This window comes from Actinomadura craniellae, assembly GCF_003289645.1.
Classification (GTDB): domain Bacteria; phylum Actinomycetota; class Actinomycetes; order Streptosporangiales; family Streptosporangiaceae; genus Actinomadura_D; species Actinomadura_D craniellae.
Window position 1 is genome coordinate 64018 of the sequence record NZ_QLYX01000006.1, and the last position, 24398, is coordinate 88415.

Consider the following 24398-nt stretch of genomic DNA (forward strand, 5'->3'; position numbering starts at 1 on the left):
GCTCCTCCCGACCGGCGCGATCCGATCCATCCGAACCGCTTCCCCCGGCGGCCCCCGCCGGGGGAAGCCGATGCCGCTGATCCTGACCGAGATGGACTGCGCCGCCTCGTGCCGGCGCGGAGCAGGTGGAGGTTGTCGTGGGAGAGCGCGCTACGGGTCTGCTGTCCGGCCCCGGACGCATCAGACCGTGGATCGCCGCGGTGGTCGCGATCGCGGTCGGTGTGGGCCTGATGACGGCCCCACCGGCCCAGGCCGCCCAAGCCCCGCGCCCCGAGTTCACCGAGGCCGCCCCGGTCGACGGCAAGAACCTCAAGGCCCGGCCGCGTAAACCCGGCGACGCCGCCCTCACCACGGACCCGCTCCCGGCCCCCCGCTGGCCGGCGCCGGGCACCGCCGAGGCCACCGTGCCTGCGGCGGGCAAGCGGGCACGCGCGGGCACGCTGCCGGTCTGGGTCACCGCCCCGACCCGCGGGGACGCGCGCACCGCGGCCCGCCCCGCGGCCGGACGCGTCCGGGTGTCGATGCTCGACCGGCAGGCCACCCGCCGGGCGGGCGTCCAGGGCGTCCTCTTCACCGTGGGACGGTCGGACGCGGCCGAACCGGGCCAGGTCGCGGTGGGCCTCGACTACGCGCCGTTCGCCACGGCCTTCGGCGGCTCGTTCGGCTCCCGGCTGCGGCTCGTCCAGTACCCGGCGTGCGTGCTGACCACGCCCGAGCAGGCGCGCTGCCGCACCGCCACCCCGCTGCCGACGGCCAACGACGGCAAACTCAAGACCCTGACCGCCCAGGTCCAGGCCGGCCCGACCCCGGCCGGCGGCGCGGAGGCCGGTTCGCTTTCCGCCCCGACCGCGGGGATGACGGTACTGGCGGCCGAGGCAGGTGGCTCGGGACCCCAGGGCGACTACAAGGCGACGTCGCTGTCACCCTCCTCGACGTGGAACACCGGGCTGAACACCGGGCAGTTCAACTGGTCGTACCCGATGCGCGTGCCCCCCGCTCCGGGTGGTCTCGCCCCTGGGGTCGCGCTCAGGTACTCGTCCGGAAGCGTCGACGGCCGGACCTCCAACACGAACTCGCAGTCCTCCTGGGTGGGTGAGGGGTTCGAGCTCTGGCCGGGGTTCATCGAACGGCGCTACCGGCCCTGCGAAGACGACGGGGTACCGAAGGACCCTGTCTACAACGCCTCCCCGGGGGACATGTGCTGGGGATATGACAACGCCACGCTGAGCTGGAACGGGAAGAGCGGCGAACTGGTTCCGGCCGGGGGGAATGTCTGGCGGCTGAAGGACGACGACGGTACTCGCATCGAGAAGCTGACAGGCAGCGCCGCCGACACCGGGAACGGTGACAACGACAACGAGTACTGGCGCGTCACCACGACCGACGGCACCCAGTTCTACTTCGGGAAGAACCGGCTGCCCGGGTACGGCGCGGCGACGCAGAAGGTCGAGACCCGCTCGGCGTGGACCGTCCCGGTGTTCGGGGACGACGGCGGCAGCAACCCCGAGCCCTGCCACCAGGCGGCTTTCAAGGACTCCTGGTGCAAGCAGGCCTGGCGGTGGAACCTCGACTACGCGGTCGACCCCAACGGCAACGCCATCACCTACTTCTACGAGCCCGAAGTCAACCACTACGGGCGAAACCTGAGGCCCGAGGACGAGACCGAATACCAGCGCGGCGGCACGCTGCAGCGCATCGAGTACGGCCTGCGCTCCGACAAGCTGTACGACGTGAAGGCCCCCGCCCGGGTGCTGTTCACCAGCGGCGAGCGCTGCTTGCCCACCGAGACCTTCGACTGCGACCCGGACGAGGTCAACGGCAACCAGGGCCACTGGCAGGACGTGCCGTGGGACCTGGCCTGCTCGGCCGGTCAGGAGTGCAAGGACTTCAACGGCACGGTCTCCCCGACCTTCTGGACCCGCAAGCGCCTGATCTCCGTCAAGACCCAGGTGATCAGAAGCGACGGCAGCGACTGGCGCGATGTCGACTCATGGGCGCTGGGACACAAGTGGGGACTGGCCGACAGCGACCGTTCCCTGCTCCCGACGTACATCCAGCACACCGGGCACGCGGCGAGTGCAGGCCCGATCACGCTGCCGAAGGTGACGTTCGACTACGAGGAACGGGACAACCGCGTCCAGCGGGACAACTTCGGCCGCTTCATGCGTTACCGGCTGGACTACATCGCCGACGAGTCCGGCGGCCAGATCGACGTCACCTACAGCACTCCCCAGTGCACGGCCGGCAGCCTGCCGGAGCCGCACACCAACACCAAACGCTGCTACCCGGTGTACTGGACCTACGACGACGTCGATCCCGAACTCGACTGGTTCCACAAGTACGTGGTCACCCAGGTCGTGGCCAGCGACCGCACGGGCCTGTCACCGCAACGGGTGACCCGGTACGTCTACGACGACCAGGCGGGCGCGGCCTGGCACTACGACGACGATGACGGGCTGACCCGGGAGAAGTACAAGACCTGGTCGCAATGGCGCGGGTACGGCCACGTCAACGTGCTGACCGGCGGCACCGGCGGGATGGTGACGCAGACCGACCACCACTTCCTGCGCGGCATGCACGGTGACCGGGCTTCCCCCAGCGGCGGCAGCAAGACCGTCACCGTGGACAACGGGGACGGCGGCACCGTCACCGACCACGACGCGCTCGCGGGATTCGAGCTGCGGACCGTGCAACGCAACGGCGTCGACGGTCCGGTGGCCAACTGGACCCAGAACCTGCCCGTGCGCCACCAGACCGCCTCGCGGACCCGAAGCTGGGGGACGGTCACGGCGAACATCGTCAAGACCGAGTACGCCCGCACCTTCACCAACCTCAACCCCGGCTGGCGGAAAACCGAGGTCCGCACCGACTACGACGCGAGCACGGGCCGGACCCACTGGGTGTTCGACAACGGGAACACGGCGGACTCCGGCGACGACCGGTGCACGCGGTACACCTACGCGGACAACACCACCGCGTGGCTGCGCAGCCACGTCGCCCGGCAGGAGACCACCCGCGGAAGCTGCGGCTGGACGGGACTGGACCGGCGGATCCACGTCCTGGCGGACGTCCGAACCTATTACGACGGCAGCACCACCTGGCAGGCGCCGCCGACCAGAGGCCGGGTCACCTACACCGAGCGGCTGGTCTCCCACGCCGCCGCGGACGGGTCGGAGCCGACCTACCAGAAAGTGTCGGCGGTCCACGAGTTCGACGACTACGGCAGACCCCAGAAGACCGAGGACGCCAGGGGACGGATCTCCACGACCGTCCACACCCAGTCCCCGGCGACTCCGGGAGTCGGGCTGACCACCAAACTCGTGGCCACCACCCCGCCGACGAACCCGGACGTCCCTGCCAGCGCCCACACGATCACCGCGCAGTTCGACGCGGCGTGGGGCCTGCAGACCGTCAAGATCGACGCCGGCGGCCAGCGGACCGAGCAGTTCTACGACGCACTCGGCCGGTCGACCAGGGTGTGGCTGCCCGACCGCAACCGGCTGGCCGGCCAGTCACCCAGCCTGGAGCACACGTACCAGGTCGCCGAAGGACAGATCGTGGCCGTCGGCACCAGGACCGTCACCAACTCCGGCAGTATGACGCCCCCCACCTACCAGCTCCTCGATGGGTTCCTGCGCCCTCGCCAGACCCAGGAACCCGGCCCCAACGGTGGCCGGGTGATCACCGATTCGTTCTACGACGCCCGCAACCAGGTCGACTTCAGCTACAGCGACTACTACAACGACCAGGCGCCACCGACCCCGGCGCTGTTCGGCCCCGAGATGCAGGGACTGGTCAAGAGCCAGACCGACTTCACCTATGACGCCCTCGGGCGCAAGACCCGCGAGGCGCTGCGCGGCGGGGCGGGCGACGTCTCCGAAGTGTTCGCGACGACCTACGCGTACGGTTCGCTTCCCACCGGCAACTGGGTCAGCGCCGACCCTCCGGACGGTGGCACCCCGACCACGACTTACACCGATGCCCGCGGCCGGACCCGGGAACTGCGGCACTACAACGCCGCATCGCCCACCGGCACCGACTTCACGGCCACCACCTACGAGTACGACCCCGCGGACCGTCTCATCTCGGTGACCGGGCCGGGCGACAAGATCTGGACCTTCACCTACGACGTCCGCGGCCGCAAGACGAGGACGGTCGACCCCGACCGGGGGACGACCGTGTACGACTACGACCAACTCGACCAGCTCGTCTCGGTGACGGATGCGCGTTACACCGAGGGCGACAAGACCAAGGGCCGGGTCTTCTACGCATACGATCCGCTCGGCCGCAGGACGCACTCCTACGCGAGCAACGCCGCCGGCGAGCCGGGAGCGGCGCTCACCGTCATGACCTATGACGCGTTGCGCAAGGGGCAACTCGACTCGACGACGGCCCGGGGCATCGGACCGGACGGGCAACCGCACGACTACACGACGGTCGTCAACACCTACGACGCCCTGAACCGCCCGACGCGTACCACGATCAGGATTCCTGGTGCCGAGGGCGCGCTGGCCGGCGACTACCAGTACGAGACGGTGTTCAACCCCGACGGCACCGTCAAGTCCACAGGCCTTCCCGCCGCGGGCGGGCTGCCCGCCGAGGTCCTCTCCCGCTCCTACGACGCCCTGCAGCAGCCCGTCGGCCTGACCGGGAGTTCCTCCTACGTCACCGGAACGAGCTACACGAACATCGGCCAGCTTCGTGGCCTGGTGCTCTCCGCGGGCGGGCCGGACATCGACCTCGGCTTCGACTACGACCTGCCCACCGGGCGGCTCACCCACGCCACCGCGACCCGCGAAGGCGTCGCGGGCTACACGCGCGACGCCACGTACTCGTACACGGACTCGGGGAACATCACCCGGATCTCGGACGTCCGCGGCGGAGTACCCGATACGCAGTGTTTCCGCTACGACCACCAGCAGCGCCTCACGGACGCCTGGTCGCAGACGAGCGGAACCTGCCCGTCGGATCCGCAGGCGGTTCCGGTGATCGGGGGGCCGGATCCCTATCGCGTGACCTACACCTACGACGCGTCCGGCAACCGGAAGACCGAACACCAATACGGCCCCACCGGGACGGTGTCGGCGACCCGCACGTACAAGTACCTCGGCGACGGCGGGCTGCACGCGTCGGTCAAGGGTCACATGCTGGGCGCCGTCGCGCAGACCGGCACCAGTCCGATCACCGGCGTGCTCCAGGGCGACGCTGCGGAGGCCTACGAGTACGACGCCGTCGGCAACATGACCAAACGGGGCGTCGGCGGACGCACCCAGAACTTCACCTGGAGCCCCGACGGAGAGATAACCAGGATCCAGGATACGGCCGAGGGCGACATCACCTTCGTCTACGGAGCGAACGGCGACCGGTTGATCCGCCGGGAGGCCAGCGCCACCACGCTCTATTTGCCGGGCATGGAACTCCTGCTGGACAAGCCCGCTCAGGCCACACCCCAGCCCACCCCGACGGCGACCCGCTACTACAGCCACGCGGGTCAGGACGTCGCCCTCCGTACCAGCGACGGGGTGACCTTCCTGGTGGGAGACCACCAGGGCACCAGCCAACTCACGATCAACGCCAACGACCTCGACGAGATCTCCCAGCGCCGCTACACGCCCTTCGGGCAAACACGCGGCACGCTCACCGGCGTCTGGCCACTGGAGATGGACAAGGGCTTCGTCGGCGGAACGAAGGACACCACCGGCCTGACCCATTTGGGTGCCCGTGAGTACGACCCGAACACCGGCCGCTTCATATCGGTTGACCCGGTCTTCGACTACGAAGACCCCCAGCAGATGAACGGCTACGGCTACGCCAACAACAGCCCCGTCGCCAACATGGACGAGGATGGGCTCTTGTGCCGCCGGTTCGATGGCCACGTCGAATGCTCCAACGGAGACCGAGTCAACCGAACTCCTAATGACAAGAACGGCTATGACGTCCGCGACCGCAATGGCAACATCACTCACTCGACCGGAATGGGCCGTGGGAGGGATCGGCTGGTCGGCGGAAGCGACATAGTTGTTCCCGACGGCATCGATGTCAATCTATTCAGGGCTGAGTTCTGGCGGATATATCTCAGTGCGAACAGGGGCAAGGGACCGGCCCTCTCTCATGCGACACAGGTTGGGCGTGATCTGTACGCTGCGCGCGCAGCCTGCGCAAAAATCGATGAATGCCGTAAGAATATATGGTTCAGTCAGCTGGTATCAGACTGGATGGATTCGATAGGGGGAATTGCGGTAGCGGGCGGAGGCCTAGGCGCTGGCCTCCGGGCGTTCCCCAAGCGTCGTGGTCGCCAAGGCTGCAGGGGCAATAGTTTCGTCCCTGGGACGGTGGTCCTCATGGCCGATGGCAGCCGCAAACCCATCGAGGACGTCAAAGTTGGCGATAAGGTTGTTGCTACAGACCCTCAGACCGGTAAGACCGGGGTTCATGCCGTATCTGCGATCATCACCGGTGTCGGGCAAAAGACCCTGATTGATATATTTGTCTATACCGATAGCGGGCGTGGTGACCAGACTGGTCTTGTGATCGCCACTGATGAGCACGCCTTCTGGGTTGCCGGTGGTATCAAAAGATGGGTAAAGGCAGCTGATCTCGAACCGGGAATGTGGCTTCGAACCTCGCTGGGTGCTCGCGTTCAGGTTGCGGCTACTCATGCCCGTACTGTGCTGTTCCAGCGCGTACACAACCTCACCATCGCCGGTGTGCACACGTATTATGTGGAGGCAGGGGACGCACTCGTCCTCGTACACAATGATGACCCTCTGCCTACGCAAAAAAAGGGCAAAAATCAGCCGTTGACTAATCGGCAGGCGACCCATTTGGCCAATTATCTCGGATATCGCGACACGGGTAAGATTATTAAGGGTCAAAAGATCTTCACAAATGGAAAGACGTTCATTTCCCAAGATGTTGGTGATGGGGATGGGTCTCACAATGGTGGCACTTGGAAGATTGCAAAATCGATAAAGGCTCTCGGGAGCAAGGCGACTCGCACGGCGACGACGGATGCCTTGCTTAATGAGATTGGTTGCTAGTCGCATGGCGGGTCGTGCTATGAGTGAAAATCGTGATGGATATTGGAGTGTCGTCTTCCCTGGCATGACGGAAGAGCAGGCGAATTGGCTGCTCGCGGCCGCCGGTGAAGGTCCTCACAGCCTACTCGGATCGACAATCGATCCCAATTATTTCCTCTCGCTCCATGTCGATCGCTACTCGGTTGAAGTGTTGAGGGAATCCCTTCTTCTCCTCATGGGTGCGCAGGATATCGATTCCGAATCGAAGGGGACTGCTCGGGGGTTGCTGGAACTCGTCAATGATTGGCTTGACGCGGGTGGGCGGTACTTGGATGAATCGTAGCCGAGTTGTGATGGCCTGCCCTTTGTTTCCGGGGTCGGATGCGGTGATTTCCTGGCGTTAATTTATGGATTTGGGGAATAAGATCCGCGATCTAGTGTGGTGTATTCAGGCCACGCAGAAAGAAAACAGCACTCTAACCAATGAGGCGCTTCTGTAACTTGCGGCCGTCCGGGGACGTCCACAGCGCGGGACGGGCAGCCGCGTTCTGGAAGCGGGGTTGTTGTAGCCGCCGACCGCCACGAAACCGAAGGGACCGCCGACCGCGCGCTATATTCAGGGGCCGGTGCCGAGATCGGCGTTTCCGGCGCCCCGGCCGCGCTCCCAGGTCCGCAGGTCGGTGGGGAACCAGGAGGCCGGGTTCGGGCCGTCCGAGCCCACGACCACGTAGCCCGCGGGGCCGGTGGCGGCCCCGTTGGTGAACAGGCCCTGCGGCCCGGATCGGAACAGGGACGGACCGTCAGCGGAGGCCCAGAACCTGGCGTCGTCGTTGCCGCACCAATGGTGGCTTTCGTAACCATGTAGTTGTGATCAGGGCAGCGGGCGGCGCCAGAAGGTGGCGTGCTTGCTCTTGTGGTCGGCCATGGTGCCGACGCCGAGGAGGTCCGGGCCGAGGACGGCGAGGTCGGTGACCTCCTGGTCGCCCGGCCCTGAGAGGCCGGCGCCGGTGGGGGCCTGGGCCTGCCAGGTGCGGCCGTCCGCGGACGTCCACAGGACCACGTCGGTCTTGCCGACCGCGCCGGCGGTGCCGGCGGCGGCGAAGCCCCGGGGGGTGGCGACGAGGGCGGTGGGGGCCAGGTCGGAGCCCTGGGCGGGGGCCGGGAGTTGGACGCTCTCCCAGGTCTTGCCGCCGTCGGCCGAGATGTAGGCCAGCGGGGCGAGTTTGCCGGCGACGGTGCTCCGGCCGAGGGCCACCAGCAGGTTGTCCTTGGCCTCGACGTGGGTGAGATGGCCGTCCGCGGCGCCCTGCGGCAGCGGCAGCCGGGTCATCGTCCAGGTGCGGCCGTCCGTGGAGGTCCACGCCGCGGGGCGGGCGCCGCCCCGTGGATCGTTGTACCCGCCGGCCGCGACGAAGCCGGCGGGGCCGGCGGCGGCGCGCTGCATCCAGCCACCGGGGCCGAGGTCGGCCGCGCCGGCCGCGCGGCCGCGCTCCCAGGTTTTCAGGTCGGAGGAGTACCAGGCGGCGGGGCTGGGACCGTCCGTGCCGACGATGACGTAGCCCGCGGGGCCGGCGGCGGCCCCGTTGGTGCTCATCCCCCCGCCGCCGGGACGGAACATGGCGGCGCCGTCGGCGGCCCGCCAGGTGTTCCCGTCGGCTGAGGTCACCACCAGGGGCTGGCGCGGCGAGGTGCCGTGATGCCCGACGGCCAGCCAGCCCGCGCCGCCCGAGACGGCGTCGGACAGCCGCTGCAGCCCCGGCCGGGCGAGCGCGTCGCCCTCGGCCGCGGTCCGCTTCCACTCGCCGTCCGCGCCGGCGGCCCAGGCCATGGCGTCGCCGTTGCTGCCGCCCAGGACCAGGGCGCGCCCGCCCGCGGCGGCGATGCCCACCGCGGACCGGTCGAACCCGCGGACGCCCGCCACCTTGGTCAGGTCGATCCGGGTGTCATGCCCCTGCGCGTCGTAGACGGCCAGCACCGCGTTGCCGTCCTGGCCGCTGAGGTCGCGGGCGGCGAACACGGTCCGGTCGCCGCTGGCCGCGAGGGGCGGTACCGGCTGGTGCGAGGTCACCGGCACGACGCCCGCCTCGACCCAGGTCCGGCCGTCCGTGCTGCGGACCAGCCCGGCCTTGCCGCCGACGTCGACCGCGGCGGTGTACCCGCGGTCGGACGAGCCGAGCCAGAGCATCCGCTGGTAGTTGGGAAGCTGGACGCGGCCCGCGGTGCTCCACCGGGAGCCGTCGGCGGAGGCGTACGCCTGCCCGAAGGACTGCGCGCCGCGAACGTCCCGGACGGCGAGGAAACCGGCGGGACCGAGCCCGATCGACAGCCCCGCCGTGCCGGTGGGCACCGGGATCCGGGTCTCCCGCCAGGTCCGGCCGTTGTCGGTGGACCGCCAGACGCGGTTGCGCGGTTCCGCCGTCGCGCTCGTCCGGTGGGCGCCCTGGACGAGCCAGACGCCGCGGGAGAGGGCGACGTTGGTGAGGGGGAGCAGGCCCCTGCCGTAGGAGATGTTGAGCTGGTTGCTGATCATCCGGTTCCAGCGTGTGCCGTCCGAAGACCACCACAGCACCGGGGCGGAATCGCTGTAGTCGCCCCGGACGGTGCTCTCGCCCACGGCGACGAAGCCCGCGTCGGCGGCGATCAGCCGGAGCACCCGCTGCTTCGGGCCGAAGAGGTCCAGGACGCCGCCGCCGGCCAGCCGGGTCCAGGACCTGCCGTCCTGGCTGTGCCACACGATGGTGCCGCCGCTCCGGTCGCCCATGGCCACCCAGCCCCGGGCGGAGCCGACGACGTGCCGGGGGACCTCGCCGTGCGGGGGTTCCGTGCCGTCGGCGTCGCGCACCGTGGCGGGGCGGAACGAGTTGCCCCCGTCGCCGGAGACCAGGAACTGCGCCCGGTAGGTCAGCGCGTCGGACTCGCCGCCGGCCGCGACCACCGTCGAACCGGCCGCCGCGACGGCGGTCAGTTCCTGGTCGCGGCCGTCGGGCCCGCCGGGGGCGGTGGCGAACAGCTTGTCGGCGGGGCCGGACCGGGGGCCGGTGTCGGCCGGTTCGCCGCCCTTCAGGAAGAACACGCCTCCGGCGGCGACCAGGCCGATCACGGCGGCCCCGGCGACGGTGATCAGGATCGGCTTGGCGCGGAACTTCGGGCCCTGGCGTACGGGACGCTCCAGCCGCCAGGGCTCGTACGGGGCCGCGGCGGGAGGCGGCTGCTGGGCCGGAGCGGGCAGCCCGTACCCGCCGGCTCCCCACGGCTGGCCGGCTCCGGCCGGCGGCTGCTCGCCCGGGAGCTGCGCCTGCCATGGCTGGTCGGGGGACGGGCTCGCCGCCGGGGAGGGCTCGTCCGGGGCCTGTGCCTGCCAGGGGCCGGCGGCGGGGCTCTGGGACTCCCACGGCCGGGCCTCGGGCTGGTCGAGCCGGATCTGCTCGGCCGCGGGGTCCTGGGCCGGCCAGAGCTGGTCCGGGGCCGGGCTCGCCGGCTCGCCGGGCGGGGCCTGCGCGTACCACGGCTGGCCGGGGGACGGGCTCGTTGCGGGGGAGGGCTCGTCCGGGGTCTGTGCCTGCCAGGGCGGGGCCGGTGAGGGGGCGGCGGGCTCTTCGGGCGCCTGGGCGTACCACGGCTGGGCGGGCGCCGGCTCCTCCGGCTCCTGGGCCTGCCACGGCTGCCCGGGCCCGGCCGGGGGCTGCGCCTGCCATGGCTGGTCGGGGGACGGGCTCGCCGCCGGGGAGGGCTCGCCCGGAACCTGTGACGGCTGGTCGGAGGGCGGGCCGGGCACACCGGCCGCCTGGACGTACCACGGCCGGTCGGAGGGCGGGCTCGGCGGGGCGTCGTCGGAAACGGTCTGGTCGGCCGGCGCCGGGTCGTCGGGCTCGGCCGACGGAGGTGCGGCGGGGGCCTCGGCGGGGGCCTCGGCGGGCGCCGGGACGGGCGCGGCGAAGACCGCGAGGTCGGTCCGGGTCTGGTCGGCGTCCGGGACGGGTTCGTCCGGGGGCTCCTCGACCGGCTCGGTGGTCGCCGCGGCAGGCTCGGGGGCGGGTGGTGCTCCCGCCAGCGCGGGGTCGCTCAGCCAGTCGGGCAGGAAGGGCGCGGGCTCCTCCTGGTAGAGCGCATCGCCGTCGGGCCGCTCATCCGATCTCCCGTTTCCGGTCACGCCCGCTCTCTCCTGAATGCTGGTCGGCGCGGCGTCATTGATCGCCGCCGGGTAAGGGGTGCGCCAAGTGATGATAGCGACGCCAAGTAGCCCAAATCGTCTACCAGGCCGGACTTCCGGGCGGGGGCGCTCACCGGTGGTCGGCCTTCCGGCAACCCGCGCCGGAGCACTTGTACAACGCGTACATCATCTGGCTGAGCGCGAGCTGCCGTTCGGGCGGCAACCGCCCGATGGCGTTGTCCAGCTGGTGGGGGTCGCGGACCAGGTCGTAGTACTCGCGTTCGCCACCGTCGTACTCCACGTAGAGCTCGTTCTCGGTGCGCAGCGCCCGGTGCGGGGTGGGGTAGCCGGCGAGCCTGCGATGGCGGTCGGGGTCGGTGGGGCTGATCACCGGGTCGAAGTGCTCGATGAGGGCGCCCTGCCGCCAGCCGGTCACCGGGCGGCCCCGCAGGAACGGGACCAGTGACCGCCCGTCCACCCGGGGGCCGACCGGTGTTCCGGCGAGCTCCTGGAAGGTGGGGGCGAGGTCGGTGTTCTGGGTGAGCGCGGACACGGTCCTGCCGCGCGGCACCCCGGGCCCCCTCACGATCAGGGGCACGTGGGTGTCGGTGTCGAACGCGGTGGCCTTCCCCTCGGGCATCCGGTGCTCGCCCAGGTGCAGCCCGTTGTCGGAGGTGAAGACGACGTAGGTGTCGCGGTCGAGCCCGCGGGCCTGCAACGTCGCCAGCAGCCGGCCCACCAGCTCGTCGATCGACTGGACCATGCGGACCCGGTCGCGGTACCGCCGGTCGATGTCGGCGATCTGGGCCGGGTTCAGCCTGGGGTAGCCGCGCAGCCAGCCGGGTTTGTCGGAGAGGTCGGCCTCGTTGAAGCTCGGCGGCCGGGGCGCGCGCAGCCCGGGGAAGGACCGGGCGTGCCGGGGCGCGGGCACGTAGGGGGAGTGCGGCGCGAAGGTCGAGATCTTCAGCAGGAACGGCCGGCCGGCGGGCGCGCCGGTCAGGAACTCCGTGCCCTTGGCGGCGAGCACGTCGGTCAGGTAGTCCCGGGGACGGTTCCCGTACCGGACCAGGGTGCCGTTCTCGTTCAGCGTGTAGCCGTACTCCCGGTAGGCGAGGCTGGTCGCCCGCCAGTCGCTCCAGCCGGGCGGGATGTAGGCGCGGGAGCCGCCCTGCACCTTCGCCGGGTCGTAGTCGTTGAGGTACTTGCCCATCAGCGCCGTGCGGTAGCCCGCGGACTGGAGCGCGGTGGCGAACGTCTCGCGCTCGGCGCCGTCGCGCAGGAACGCCTGGAAGCCGCCGGTCGGCGCCTCGTTGGTGAGCACCCGGGTGTTGTGCGGGTACCGGCCGCTCAGGATCGAGGCCCGGGACGGGCAGCACAGGCTGTTGCTCACGAAGTAGCGGCTGAAGGTCAGCCCCTGCTGCCGCATCTGCTGGACCCGGGGCATGTGCTCGACCAGGTTCCAGGACAGGTCGTCGGTGAGGACCAGCACGATGTTGGGCCGGGCGGCGGGCGGCGGAGCCGGCGGGGGCCGGCCAGGACCCTTCGGCGCACCCGCGCAGCCGGCCAGCAGCAGGGCGCCCGCGATCGCCAGGGCTCCGGCTGGTCGGCGATGCGGCATGGCTGCCCTCCGTCGGCGGATGTCCGCAATGATGATGCCGGACTCCGCGACCGTTCAGCCGGGGGCTTCGGCTCGTCGCGGCAGGTTGTGCGCGCTGACCTGGGCAAAGTCTGCACTATCGGTTAAGTGAACTTTTTGGGCCACTTTCGGCATTTATCCTTTCGGGCGTGTCTCCCGGAACCGATCGGCCGGCCGCCTCCGGCGGCCTGCGCCCCGAACGCGTTCCCGAGGGGCCGCCGCGGGACGTGGCCTGGTCCGCCGGAGCCGCGCTCGTCGCCCTCACGCTCGTCGCGGCGATCTCCTCGGGGGTCCCCGGCTCCGGTACGGAGGAGGGGCGTGCCGACCCGGCGCCGGCCCCGTCCCCGGCGCCGGCCGACGTCCCCCAGCGGTCCCCGGCCCTGACCCCGGTGATCGAGAGCAACTTCCCCGACCCGGACGTGCTCGCCGCAGGGGGCGGGTTCTACGCGTACGCGACCAACGACTCGGGGCGGAACGTGCCGGTGGCCACCGCGTCCGCCCCGGCCGGGCCGTGGACCCGGCTCGACGTCGACGCGCTGCCCGCCCTGGGACGCTGGGCGGAGGGCGGGCACACCTGGGCTCCGGACGTCGTGGCCCGGCCGGACGGGCGGTACGTGCTGTACTACACGGCGCGGCGACGTGGGGGACAGGCGCAGTGCATCGGGGCGGCAGTGGCCGTCTCGCCGGTGGGCCCGTTCCGGCCCCGGCCCGAGGCGCTGGTCTGCCCCTGGCGGAAGAACGGCGGGGCGATCGACCCGGCGGCCTTCACCGACACCGACGGCGCCCGCTACCTGCTGTTCAAGAGCGACGGCTACCGGACCGGCCGGCCCTCGGCGATCTACCTGCTGCGGCTGACCGCCGACGGCGAGCGCCCGGCGGGCGTCCCGCGCCGCATCCTGGTCTGGAACCCCCGCGCGGAGCCGACGCTGATCGAGGCGCCCGCGCTGGTCCGCCGGGGCGGGCGGTACGTCCTGTTCTACGCGGGCGGGGTGTTCTTCGACGACAGCTACCGGACGGGGTACGCGACGGCCCCGACCGTGGCCGGCCCGTACGTCAGGTCCGGCCGGCCGCTGCTGTCCACCACCGGGTACACGGGCCGGGTGCGCGGCCCCGGAGGCGCCGACGTCTTCAGCGACGGGACGGACGACCACCTGGTCTTCCACGGGATCCTGGAGCAACAGGGGCCCGAGCAGGTGCGCCGTGGGATGTTCGTGGCCCGGCTGGGCTGGGCCGGGGCCCGCCCGGTCGTGCGGGGCAGCGCCGCCCGGTACGAGGCCGAGCAGGGCCGGGTGCACGCCGCGCGGGTGCTGGGCGACCGGGCCCAGGCCTCCGGGGGCGCGATCGTCGGGCACCTCGACCACCCCGACAGCTGGGTGGAACTCGACGTCTACGCGCCGGGCGCGGGCGAGTACGAGATCCGGGTGCGGTACGCCAACCGCGGCACCGGTCCCGCCATGCATGAACTGGCGGTCAACGGCGCCCCGGCGGCCATGCTGCGCTACCCGGAGCCCGGGGACTGGCGGGCGCTCTCCGTCCGGGTGCCGCTGCGGGTGGGCTGGAACACCCTGCGGCTGCGGCACCACACCGGCTTCGCCGAGATCGACCATCTCGAGGTCGGCTGAGAGTCACCCGTACCCCGGGTGACTCTTCCGCTTTATGTGGAATGTCGTAATTTGCGCTATTTCTTATTAAGAGTCTCCTGTGGTGGGTTATAGCGAGGTCTTTGACAGCGTTGTCCGACTATTCGGGTCGTCGCTGGAGAGGACCAATCTATGACCGAAGTGAAGAGCCGCCCTTCCGCCGTGGAGCAGCGGTTCCGAGGGCTCCGGCCGTCAGCGCGCAGATTCTGGCTGACGTTGCATGTCGGTTTCGCGGTGAGCTGGCTAGGTGTCGGGACGGCGATGGCCGTGCTGAGCACCACCGGCATGCTCGCCGATGACCTGGAGCTCAGGCGCCATGCCTACGGCATCCTGCACATGCTTGATCATGTGATCGTGATCCCACTGGTGGTGCTCTCCATCGTCACTGGGCTGGTCATTTCGCTGGGAACCAAATGGGGTCTTACCAGGAACTGGTGGGTTTTAACCAAGTTCGGGCTGACGATGGGAATGGTGGTCTTCGCCGCGGCCTGCGGGAACGCCTGGGTCTGTAATCTGGCCGAGCGGACCGCCGCCAATCCCGCCGCCGACGCGCACGGCGACGACGTCAAGCTGGCCGTGACGATGGTTTTCTTCTGCGGTCTGCTGTGGGCCGCCACCGCCCTGTCCATCTACAAGCCCTGGGGCAGGACCCCGTGGCAGGGCCGGAGCCACTCCCGCCACCGCGCGTAGCGGGGCGACCGCCGGAGGCCCGGGCACGCCCGGGCCTCCGGCGGTCGCGGTCAGCGGCCCCGGCGGCCGTAGGTGCGGATGGACAGGGGGACGAAGACGGCGAGCAGGACGACCGTCCAGAGCAGCACGGCGGCCACCGGGTGGGCGAGCGGCCAGGAGGCGTCCGCGGCCGGGACCCCGGGGTTGCCGAACAGGTCGCGGCAGGCCGCGGTGGCGGCGCTCACCGGGTTCCAGTCGGCGACGACCCGCATCCAGGCCGGCATGCCGTCCGTGGGGACGTAGGCATTGGAGATCATCGTGACGGGGAAGACCAGCGGGATGAGCTGGTCGGCGGTCCGCTCGTTCTTGACCACCAGGCCCAGGTAGCACCCCACCCAGCTCAGCGCGTACCGCAGCGCCGCCAGCAGCAGGAACGCCTGCAGGGTCGCGACGACCCCGTGGTGCGGCCGCCAGCCGACGACCAGCCCGGCCCCGGCCATGATGACCATGTTGAGGACGCCGAGCAGCGCGTCCGCGCCGGTCTGGCCGAACGGCACCGCGGAACGGGCCATCGGCATCGAGCGGAACCGGTCCATGACCCCGTTGGCGGCGTCGGTGGCCACGTTCAGGGTGACCGCCATGACCGAGGTGAACGTGACCATCGTGAACAGCCCCGGCATCAGGTATTCGCGGTAGTTCCCGCCGCCGGGCACCTTGATGGCGCTGCCGAAGACGTAGCCGAACAGCAGCACCATGAAGGCGGGGAAGATCAGCGCGGCGATCAGCTGGCCGGGCTCGCGGCGGATCCGGCCGAGCTCCCGGCCGACGAGGGTCAGCCCGTCGGCGACGGCCCAGCGCAGGCGGGTGGCCGGCGTGGCGAGCGGGGCGGGGGAGAGGGCGGTCATCGGGCGGCCTCTTTCGGGGTCTCGTCGGTGAGGCGCAGGAACACCTCGTCCAGGGTGGGGCGGCGCAGCGCCACGTCGGCTGCGGCCACGCCGGCCCGGTCGAGCTCGCGGACGACGTCGGCGAGCCGCACCCGGCCGCCGCGCACGGCCACGCTGAGCCGGTCCTCCTCCGCCTCGGCGGCGGCTCCGGCCAGCGCGGACAGCACGGCCGCCGCCCGGTCCCCCAGCGCGGGGTCCTCCAGGACGACGTCGAGCCGGTCGCCGATCGTGGCCTTCAGCGCGTCGGGGGCGCCGGTGGCGATCACCCGGCCGTGGTCGACCACCGCGATGTCGTCGGCGAGCCGGTCGGCCTCCTCCAGGTACTGGGTGGTCAGCAGCACGGTGGTGCCGTCCCCGGCCAGCGCCCGGACCGCGTCCCAGATCTCGCCCCGGCTGCGCGGGTCCAGGCCGGTGGTCGGCTCGTCCAGGAACAGCACCCGGGGACGGACGATCAGGCTGGCGATCAGGTCGAGCCGGCGCCGCATGCCGCCGGAGTAGCCCGACACCAGCCGGTCGGCCGCGGCGGCGAGGCCGAACCGCTCCAGCAGTTCGTCGGCCCGGCGCCGTGCCGCCGCCCGGGACAGGTGGTGCAGCCGGCCGAACATGCGCAGGTTGTCGCGGCCGGTCAGTTTCTCGTCGACGGCGGCGTACTGCCCGGCCAGCCCGATCAGCCCGCGCACCCGGTCGGCCTCCCGGACCACGTCGTGGCCGGCGATCCGGGCGTGCCCGGAGTCGGGGTCGGACAGGGTGGCCAGGATCCGGACGGCGGTGGTCTTGCCCGCGCCGTTGGGGCCGAGCACGCCGCAGACCGTGCCGGCCGGGACGCGCAGGTCGAGCCCGCGCAGCGCGCGGGTGTCGCCGAAGCGCTTGTGCAGCCCCTCAGCGACGATCATCTCCTCCATGAGAACTCCTCTGGGTACGTCGTACGCATTTGAAGGTTAAGCAACTGGGTACGATGTACGCAACTAGGATTCTGCGAGGAGGTGATCACCGATGCCGGAACCCGTCAGCATCTGGATGCGCCCGGAGCGTCCCGCCCGGGGGCCGCGCCCGGCCTACAGCCGGGAGCGCATCACCGCCGCGGCCATCGAGATCGCCGACGCGGAGGGGCTGGAGGCGGCGTCCATGCGCCGGGTCGCCGGCGAGATCGGTACCGGGGCGATGTCGCTCTACCGGTACGTCCCGGGCCGCGAGGAGCTGATCGAGCTCATGGTCGACGCCGTCCTCGGCGAGCTCGACCTGCCCGACCGGCCGTCCGGCGACTGGCGGGCCGACCTGGCCCTGCTGGCGCACCGCCGGCGGGCCTTGCACCTGCGCCATCCCTGGCTGCTCCGGGTGCCGGCCCGCCGTCCTGTTTTCGGCCCCAACCAGCTGCGGCTGGGGGAGTTCGCGCTGGGCACGCTGGACGCCACCGGCCTGCCCATCGACGAGCTCATCAGCCTGACCGGCCTGCTGACCGGGTACCTGGAGAACTTCTCGCGCACCGAGGTCGGCTGGGCCGAGGAGGCTCGCCGCACCGGCCTCGACATGGACCAGTGGATGGCCGCCAACAGCACTTACGTGAACAGGCTCGTCTCATCCGGCGAGTACCCCATGTTCGCCCGGATCGTCATCGAGGCGCGCCAGCCGCACATGGACACCGACGCCCGGTTCGAGTACGGCCTCGCCCGGGTCCTCGACAGCATCGCCGCGGCCCTGCCCGGCTGAGCGGATACCGGTGTGCCCGCCGGACGGTCAGGGCTTGCGGGCCAGGCCGCAGAAGTGGGCGACCTCCTTCGGGGGACCCCAGGGGGTCGCCTCCGGGTGCCAGCGCGAGCACGACACCACGCCGGGCTCCACCAGGTCCAGGCCGGCGAAGAGCGCGGTCATCTCCGCGGGGTTCCGGGCCTTGATCGGGGTGCCGCCCTGCTCCATCACCTGGGCCATCGAGGCGTGCATCGCGTCGCCGTGGACCTCGGCGGTGGGGTGGCTGATGGCCAGGAAGCTGCCCGACGGCACCCCCGCCATGGTCCGTTCCACGATGGAGAGCGCCTCCGCGTCGTCGAGGACGTGGTTGAGGATGCCCAGCATCATCACCGCGACCGGCCGGCCGAGGTCCAGGGTCTCGGCGGCGACGCGCAGGATCGTCTCGGGGTCGCGGGCGTCGGCGTCGATGTAGGCGGTGGAGCCCTTGATCCCGGTCAGCAGGGCGCGGGCGTGGGTGAGGACGAGCGGGTCGTTGTCGACGTAGACGACGCGGCTGGCCGGGTCCACGGCCTGGGCGACCTCGTGGGTGTTGTCGGCGCTGGGCAGGCCGGTGCCGATGTCCAGGAACTGGTTGACCCCCGCGCCGAGCACGTGCCGGACCGCCCGGGCCAGGAACGCCCGGTCGGCCTGGGCCGAGACGTCGATGTCGGGGATCAGCTCTTTCACGGCCTCCCCGGCCATCCGGTCGGCCGGGTAGTTGTCCTTGCCGCCCAGCCAGTAGTTCCAGATGCGGGCGGAGTGCGGGATCTGCGGGTTCAGGGGGTCCTGCTCTGTCACGGCGAGAGACTTCCTTGAAAGGGGACCGTTCGGACAAGATCCTAAAAGCCCCGTCACTCCGGCGTCCTTAACTGCATGACAAATACGCGAAACTTTCTCGCGCCAGGGTGCGGAACCGCCGCCGGATCACGCGGGAGGCGGGGCGGCGAGCGACCGGTCACGGTCCCGGCGAGCGGTCTTCCACAGCTCGCCCGCCGCGGCGACGTCGCCGTCATAGGTGATCTCACCGGCGTGCATCATGACGCCGCGGTCGCACAGCCGGGTGAGCATGGCGATGTCGTGCGCGACGATGACCATGGTGCGGCCCTCGTCGCGCAGGGCGCGGATGCGGTCCAGGCACTTGTCCCGGAACGGGGGGTCGCCCACCGCCAGGACCTCGTCGATCAGGAAGACGTCGGGCTCGGTGTGCGCGGCGATCGAGAACGCCAGGCGCATGAACATCCCCGACGAGTAGAACTTGACCTCGTTGTCGAGGAAACGCTCGACGCCGGAGAAGTCCACGATCGCGTCGAACTTGCGGGCGATCTCGGCCTCACCCATGCCGAGGATGGCGCCGTTGAGGTAGACGTTCTCGCGGCCGGTCAGCTCCGGGTGCAGCCCGGCGCCGACGTCGATCAGCCCGGCCACCCGGCCGCGCACCCGTACCGTCCCCGCATCCGGCCGCATCACCCCGGAGACCAGCTTGAGCAGGGTGCTCTTGCCCGAGCCGTTCAGCCCCATCAGCGCCACCGTCTCGCCCTGCCCGACGGTCAGGTTCACGTCCTTCAGCGCGTGGAAGCGCGCCGAGAGCGGCTGCCGCCGGGCCGCCCGCACGGTCATCTCCCGCAGCGAGCGGGCGTGCCGCAGGGTGAACCGCTTGTCCACCGAGTCGACGACGATCGCGGGTCCGGTCACAGTTCCTCCACGAAACGCCGTTGCAGCCGGGCGAACGTCCACTGCCCGAACGCGCAGACGGCCGCCGCGACCGCCAGCGCGACCAGCCCGCGCTCCCACAGGCCGGGCAGCGCCTCGACGGGCCCGGTCACCCCCGGCTCCCAGAACGCCCGCTGGAACAGGGCGACCGCCGGCACCAGCGGGTTGGCCAGGTAGACGTCCAGCACCCAGGCCGGAGCGTGGTCCCGCACCTGAACCCAGGAGTAGATCATCGGTACCGACCAGGTGACCACGATGGTCAGGATGTCCACGACCTGCTCGGTGTCGCGCAGGAACACGTTGACCGCCGCGCAGAACAGCCCCAGCCCCGCCGCCAGCAGCGCCACGATCGCGAAGCCCAGCAGCGCCGCGGCCGGCGCGGCGGGCGAGAACGACCACCCCGCCAGGGCCGCACCGGCGGTCAGGATCAGCAGCCCCGGCAGCAGGTGCACGCATGACACCAGCAGCGAAGCCGACGGGAACAGCTCCCGGGGCAGGTACACCTTGCGCACCAGCGCCGCGTTGCCGGTCACCGACCGGGTGGCCGCGTGTACCGTGTCGACAAAGAAGTTGATCAACACCATCCCGGCGAACAGGTGCACCGGGAAGTCCTCGATCAGGTCGCTCATCTGCAGGAACACGCCGACCACGAAGAAGTAGACGGCGAACGACACCGTCGGCCGCACATACGACCAGCCCAGCCCCAGCAGCGAGCCCTTGTACCGGGCGCGCAGCTCCCGCCGGACCAGCAGCCGCAGCAGGTAGCGGCGCCGGAACACCTCGACGAGACCGCCGCCGAGGCCGGGCTCGACCAGCGTCATCGCGCGGCCGGCCCCGCCGCGTCGAACGTCTCGCGCCACCGCTCCGGCGAGGTGATCTCGGGCAGCGCCAGCCGGTAGGCGCGGGTCAGCTCGTCCCACTCCCGGTAGAGCCGGGCGTGCAGCGCGGTGTTGCGCCGCATCAGGTCGCGGAACCGCCGGGGGTCGCGCCGGTACCAGGACGCCCGGGTGCCGTCGGCGGACGAGACCAGCGCGCTGTCGTACCGCGACAGCACCCACCAGCGCTGGTCGATGTGCGGCACGGTGGTCTGCGGGTGCCGGCGGGCGAAGTCGTCCACCGGGGTGAGCTGCTTGACCCCGGCGGCCAGCGCCCGGCGGATCGTGTCGGGCCGGCCGGACGGCGGCGACACCGCGTCGCGGCCCTTCCGCGGCGGCCTGCGCCGTCGCACCGTCGGGAACTCCTCCAGGTCCTTCCTGGTCTCCGCGTCGGTGAACCCGGCCCGGACGGCCCGCAGCTCCGCCAGCTTGGTGCCGATCGACCCGTGCAGGTGCTCGGGGCCGTGGAAGACGTCCTCGATGCCGCGCAGCATCAGCTCGGCGGTGGAGTACTGCATCGCCATGGCGTGCTTGGTCACCATGATGAAGCTCTCCTTGAGCATGTTGCCGGCCCGCTCGTAGGGCGAGTGCAGCATCGCGCAGATGATCCGGTTGCGCTCCTGGAAGTACGCCTGCCAGTCGAGGTCGTTGTCCTTGTCGCGCCACGGCACGTGCCAGACGGCCGCGCCGGGCAGCGGCACGGTCGGGATGCCTGCGGCCCTGGCCCGCACCCCGTACTCGATGTCGTCCCACTTGATGAAGACCGGTAGCGACAGCCCGATCTTGCGGAGCACGTCGGCGGGGATCAGGCACATCCACCAGCCGTTGAAGTCGGCGTCGGACCGCTGGTGCATCCAGGGGGTCTCGCGCAGCGGCTCCTCCGACAGGTCGTGCCAGTACTCGGTGTTGCGGGCCGGCACCATCCACCAGCGGTAGGGGGCGATGTTCTCGGCCATCGCGTGCAGCACCGGCCGGTCGTACAGGTCGAACATGTGCCCGCCGACGATGGCCGGGGTACGCGCGTGGTCGGCGAAGGCCACCAGCCGCAGCACGCTCTCCGGCTCGGCGACCACGTCGTCGTCCAGCAGCAGGACGTAACCGGACCGCCCGGCGGCGAGCGTCTCCTCCATCGCCCGGGAGAAGCCGCCCGAGCCGCCCAGGTTGGCCTGGTCGACCACCCGCAGCCGGCCGCCGAGCGCTTCGGCGGTGGCGGCGAAGCCGTCGGCGTCCTCGACCCGGTCGCTGCCCTGGTCGACCACCAGGATCTCGTCGATCACGTCGAGCACGTCACCGGACCCGGCCAGCGCGACGAGCTGGTCGTGCGCGAACTTCGGCCGGTTGAACGAGGTGATGCCGACCGTGACGGTGCCCTGGGCCACATCGCCGTCGGCGACCCACTCGGCCCGCTCCAGCACGGCGGGCCGGGCCCCGGCGAGGACGTCGAACCAGTACCAGCCCCCGTCGATGAAAGGTTGCAGGTCGAGCCGGATTTCCCGGCCCACGGTCGCCTCGGAGTCGAACTCGATCGACTCCACCCGCTGCTGGTGGCCCTTGGCGGTGGACCGGTAGACGATCACGGTCGCCTCGCCGCGCACCGCGATCCGCAGCCGGACCTCCCCCAGCACGCTCCACCGCCGCCAGTGCCCGGCCGGGAACGCGTTGAAGTAGGTGCAGAACGAGATCCGGGCGGCGGGCGGGACCACCAGGGAACGGCGGCCGGTGATCTCGGCGCTGTCGACCGCGACCGGGCGCTCGCCGGGCTCGGCCGGGCCGTGCACCACCTCGCCCTCGACGTACAGCCCGAGGACGTCGGGGTCCCGGTCGACCGGCATGATCACCCGGTGCAGTACGCGCGGTCCGCGATTCATTCGTCCTTCCCTCCGCCGGTGAGCGGCGCGCCCGCGGTGAAGTGGGGGCGCAGCCGGTTGTCGACCATGGTGAGCGCGCTCGCGATGGCCATGTGCATGTCGAGGTACTTGTAGGTGCCGAGGCGTCCACCGAAGAGGACGCCCGACTCGCGCCGGGCGAGGTCCCGGTAGCGGGACAATTTCTCCCTGTCACCGGGCGTGTTGATCGGGTAGTAGGGCTCGTCCCCGGCCCCCGCGAACCGCGAGTACTCCCGGACGATCACCGAGCGGTCGGCGGGGTGATGGTCACGCTCGGGGTGGAAGTGCCGGAACTCGTGGATCCGGGTGTAGGGCACGTCCTCGTCGGCGTAGTTCATCACCGGGGTGCCCTGGAAGTCGCCGGTCGGCACGACCTCCCGCTCGAAGTCGAGCGTCCGCCAGCCCAGCTCGCCCGCGGCGTACCCGAAGTACCGGTCGAGCGGGCCGGTGTAGACGACCGGGACCCCGCCGAGCGAGTCGCGGACGTCGAAGAAGTCGGTCTCCAGCCGCACCTCGATGTCCGGGTGGTCGGCCATCCGCTCCAGCCAGGCGGTGTAGCCGTCGACCGGCAGCCCCTCGTGGACGTCGTCGAAGTAGCGGTCGTCGAACGTGTACCGCACCGGCAGCCGGGTGATGATCTCGGCCGGCAGCTCGCGCGGGTCGGTCTGCCACTGTTTCGCCGTGTAGCCCCGGATGAACGCCTCGTAGAGCGGCCGGCCGATCAGCGAGATCGCCTTCTCCTCCAGGTTCCGGGGGGCGGCGATCTCGCCCGACTGCTCGGCGATGAGCGCCCGGGCCTCGTCCGGTGACATGACCCGGCCGAAGTACGCGCAGATCGTGCCGAGGTTGATCGGCATCGGGTAGACCCGGCCCTTGTAGGTCGAGAACACCCGGTGCCGGTAGGAGGTGAAGGCGGTGAACCGGTTGGCGTACTCCCACACCCGCTCGTTGGAGGTGTGGAACAGGTGCGCGCCGTACCGGTGCACCTCGATACCGGTCTCCGGGTCGGGTTCGCTGTAGGCGTTGCCGCCCAGGTGGTCGCGCCGCTCCAGCACCAGCACCCGCAGGCCCAGGTCTGCCGCGCAGCGCTCGGCCACGGTCAGGCCGAAGAAGCCCGACCCGACGACGACGAGATCAGCGTTCACGTGCTTCCTCTTCGAACGGTCGGACGGCCGGCGCGGGGAGGGCCGTCCCGTGGGCCCGGTTCCGCCGGGCGCCGTACGTCGCCACCACCGACCGGTAGACCGGCCGCCGGATCCAGGTCGGCACCAGCCGGTAGCCGCCGCGCAGCATGACGTTGCGCAGGTACTGGGACCGGGAGGTGAACCCGCCCCGGCGCAGCTCGCGCTGCAGCCGCAGCTCGGACCGGAGCAGCGCGCGCCCGCCGCGCCGCTCGTACGCGCCGTCGCCGACCCGGTAGTACACCAGCGGCTCGGGGAGGTTCACCGCCCGCGAGCCGTTGCCGATCATACGGACGAACAGCCAGTAGTCCTCCATCAGCGGCAGGTCGCCGTACCCGCCCGCGGCCTCCACCGCGCTGCGCCGGTAGACCACCGTCGGGTGGTTGAACGGGTCGTGCAGGGTGGCGTAGCGGGCGATGTCGCGCGGATCGGCCGGCGGGGTGCGCTGCCCGACGATGTCGTCCAGGCCGGTACCGAACTCCAGCAGCCCCGCGCCCACCAGGTCGTACCCCGCCTCGATCAGCGGGAGCTGCCGCGCGAACCGGTGCGGCATGGCGATGTCGTCCGCGTCCATCCGGGCGATCACGTCGTGCCGGGCCGCGCGCAGCCCGGCGTCCAGCGCCGGGCCCAGCCCGCGGTTGCGCTCCAGCACCACCAGGTCCGTCTCCACCGGGCTGGTGGCGCGCAGCTCGGCCAGGCGGCCGGCCAGGAGCGGCGGGACGGGGCCGTCCTGGACGAGGACCACCTGGTCGGGTCGCAGGGTCTGCTGGTGCACGGCGCTCTGGAAGGAATCCCGCAGGTATTCGTCCTGGTCGCCGTCGTAGACGGTCAGCAGGAGGGTGAACGGTGGGGGCATGGAACCGTCTCATGCGGGGTGGCAGGGGCGGTATCGGGTTATCAGGATGGGTGCGGGGCTAAGATACCGGTCGGTCGTCAGGTGGGAGCGGCGTTCCATGCCACGAC

The 24398-nt window shown here is 71.0% G+C and carries 15 protein-coding genes; 5 read left to right on the top strand and 10 right to left on the bottom strand.

Annotation, left to right across the window (positions count from 1 at the left end):
• Positions 1–200 precede the first annotated feature (200 nt).
• Positions 201–7040, top strand: a complete 6840-nt coding sequence (locus DPM19_RS14730; RefSeq protein WP_111867699.1) for an RHS repeat-associated core domain-containing protein — start codon at positions 201–203, stop codon at positions 7038–7040.
• A 64-nt stretch (positions 7041–7104) separates the two neighbouring features.
• Positions 7105–7362: a hypothetical protein gene (locus DPM19_RS34845; RefSeq protein WP_146778877.1), complete on the top strand. Its 258-nt coding sequence runs from the start codon at positions 7105–7107 to the stop codon at positions 7360–7362.
• A gap of 528 nt (positions 7363–7890) precedes the next feature.
• Here DPM19_RS34845 and DPM19_RS14735 read toward each other — a convergent pair.
• Positions 7891–11169: a hypothetical protein gene (locus DPM19_RS14735; protein WP_111867702.1), complete on the bottom strand. Its 3279-nt coding sequence runs from the start codon at positions 11167–11169 to the stop codon at positions 7891–7893.
• 130 nt (positions 11170–11299) lie between these two features.
• Entirely contained in the window at positions 11300–12787 is a 1488-nt protein-coding gene (locus DPM19_RS14740) for a sulfatase family protein (RefSeq protein ID WP_111867705.1), read from the bottom strand.
• Positions 12788–12954: 167 nt separating this feature from the next.
• On the opposite strand from DPM19_RS14740, the gene DPM19_RS14745 reads away from it, so the two are divergent.
• Both DPM19_RS14745 and DPM19_RS14750 read left to right on the top strand, forming a co-directional pair.
• Positions 12955–14427 (top strand): family 43 glycosylhydrolase, encoded by a 1473-nt coding sequence (locus tag DPM19_RS14745; protein WP_111867707.1) that lies wholly within the window; start codon positions 12955–12957, stop codon positions 14425–14427.
• Positions 14428–14577: 150 nt separating this feature from the next.
• The gene (locus DPM19_RS14750; RefSeq protein ID WP_111867710.1) at positions 14578–15135 is read left to right on the top strand and encodes a DUF2269 domain-containing protein; all 558 of its coding nucleotides are present in this window, start codon (positions 14578–14580) and stop codon (positions 15133–15135) included.
• 50 nt (positions 15136–15185) lie between these two features.
• Here DPM19_RS14750 and DPM19_RS14755 read toward each other — a convergent pair whose 3' ends face one another.
• Complete coding sequence (locus tag DPM19_RS14755; protein WP_111867712.1) at positions 15186–16019, bottom strand: ABC transporter permease; 834 nt, start codon at positions 16017–16019, stop codon at positions 15186–15188.
• Positions 16016–16960, bottom strand: coding sequence for an ATP-binding cassette domain-containing protein (locus DPM19_RS14760; protein ID WP_199485095.1), 945 nt, complete (start codon positions 16958–16960; stop codon positions 16016–16018). Before DPM19_RS14760 ends, DPM19_RS14755 begins: the two co-directional genes overlap by 4 nt.
• A 91-nt stretch (positions 16961–17051) precedes the next feature.
• Between DPM19_RS14760 and DPM19_RS14765 the strand changes: the two genes are divergently transcribed.
• Positions 17052–17765 carry a TetR/AcrR family transcriptional regulator gene (locus tag DPM19_RS14765; RefSeq protein WP_111867715.1) on the top strand — a complete coding sequence of 238 codons (714 nt, stop codon included), beginning with the start codon at positions 17052–17054 and terminating at the stop codon, positions 17763–17765.
• Between the two features lie 27 nt (positions 17766–17792).
• Here the strand turns inward: DPM19_RS14765 and DPM19_RS14770 are convergent, their stop codons facing one another.
• The 6 genes from DPM19_RS14770 to DPM19_RS14795 form a co-directional block, all read right to left on the bottom strand.
• Positions 17793–18581, bottom strand: coding sequence for an SAM-dependent methyltransferase (locus DPM19_RS14770; protein ID WP_111867718.1), 789 nt, complete (start codon positions 18579–18581; stop codon positions 17793–17795).
• A gap of 126 nt (positions 18582–18707) precedes the next feature.
• Positions 18708–19475, bottom strand: a complete 768-nt coding sequence (locus DPM19_RS14775) for an ABC transporter ATP-binding protein (RefSeq protein WP_233510160.1) — start codon at positions 19473–19475, stop codon at positions 18708–18710.
• Positions 19472–20314: an ABC transporter permease gene (locus DPM19_RS14780; RefSeq protein WP_199485096.1), complete on the bottom strand. Its 843-nt coding sequence runs from the start codon at positions 20312–20314 to the stop codon at positions 19472–19474. The genes DPM19_RS14775 and DPM19_RS14780 overlap by 4 nt, the downstream gene beginning before the upstream one ends.
• Positions 20311–22236: a glycosyltransferase gene (locus DPM19_RS14785; protein WP_111867723.1), complete on the bottom strand. Its 1926-nt coding sequence runs from the start codon at positions 22234–22236 to the stop codon at positions 20311–20313. The genes DPM19_RS14780 and DPM19_RS14785 overlap by 4 nt, the downstream gene beginning before the upstream one ends.
• On the bottom strand, positions 22233–23399 hold the full coding sequence (gene glf, locus DPM19_RS14790; RefSeq protein ID WP_111867726.1) for a UDP-galactopyranose mutase: 1167 nt from the start codon (positions 23397–23399) through the stop codon (positions 22233–22235). Before glf ends, DPM19_RS14785 begins: the two co-directional genes overlap by 4 nt.
• Positions 23389–24291: a glycosyltransferase gene (locus DPM19_RS14795; protein WP_111867728.1), complete on the bottom strand. Its 903-nt coding sequence runs from the start codon at positions 24289–24291 to the stop codon at positions 23389–23391. Before DPM19_RS14795 ends, glf begins: the two co-directional genes overlap by 11 nt.
• Positions 24292–24398: the final 107 nt, after the last annotated feature.

What these genes read in the sequence shown, in the direction of transcription:
- DPM19_RS14750 (WP_111867710.1), top strand. Translation starts at nt 14,578, where the DNA reads ATGACCGAAGTGAAGAGCCGCCCTTCCGCCGTGGAGCAGCGGTTCCGA.
- DPM19_RS14780 (WP_199485096.1), bottom strand. Translation starts at nt 20,314, where the DNA reads ATGACGCTGGTCGAGCCCGGCCTCGGCGGCGGTCTCGTCGAGGTGTTC.
- DPM19_RS14765 (WP_111867715.1), top strand. Translation starts at nt 17,052, where the DNA reads ATGCCGGAACCCGTCAGCATCTGGATGCGCCCGGAGCGTCCCGCCCGG.
- DPM19_RS34845 (WP_146778877.1), top strand. Translation starts at nt 7,105, where the DNA reads ATGACGGAAGAGCAGGCGAATTGGCTGCTCGCGGCCGCCGGTGAAGGT.
- DPM19_RS14760 (WP_199485095.1), bottom strand. Translation starts at nt 16,960, where the DNA reads ATGGAGGAGATGATCGTCGCTGAGGGGCTGCACAAGCGCTTCGGCGAC.
- DPM19_RS14795 (WP_111867728.1), bottom strand. Translation starts at nt 24,291, where the DNA reads ATGCCCCCACCGTTCACCCTCCTGCTGACCGTCTACGACGGCGACCAG.
- DPM19_RS14755 (WP_111867712.1), bottom strand. Translation starts at nt 16,019, where the DNA reads ATGACCGCCCTCTCCCCCGCCCCGCTCGCCACGCCGGCCACCCGCCTG.
- DPM19_RS14785 (WP_111867723.1), bottom strand. Translation starts at nt 22,236, where the DNA reads ATGAATCGCGGACCGCGCGTACTGCACCGGGTGATCATGCCGGTCGAC.
- DPM19_RS14740 (WP_111867705.1), bottom strand. Translation starts at nt 12,787, where the DNA reads ATGCCGCATCGCCGACCAGCCGGAGCCCTGGCGATCGCGGGCGCCCTG.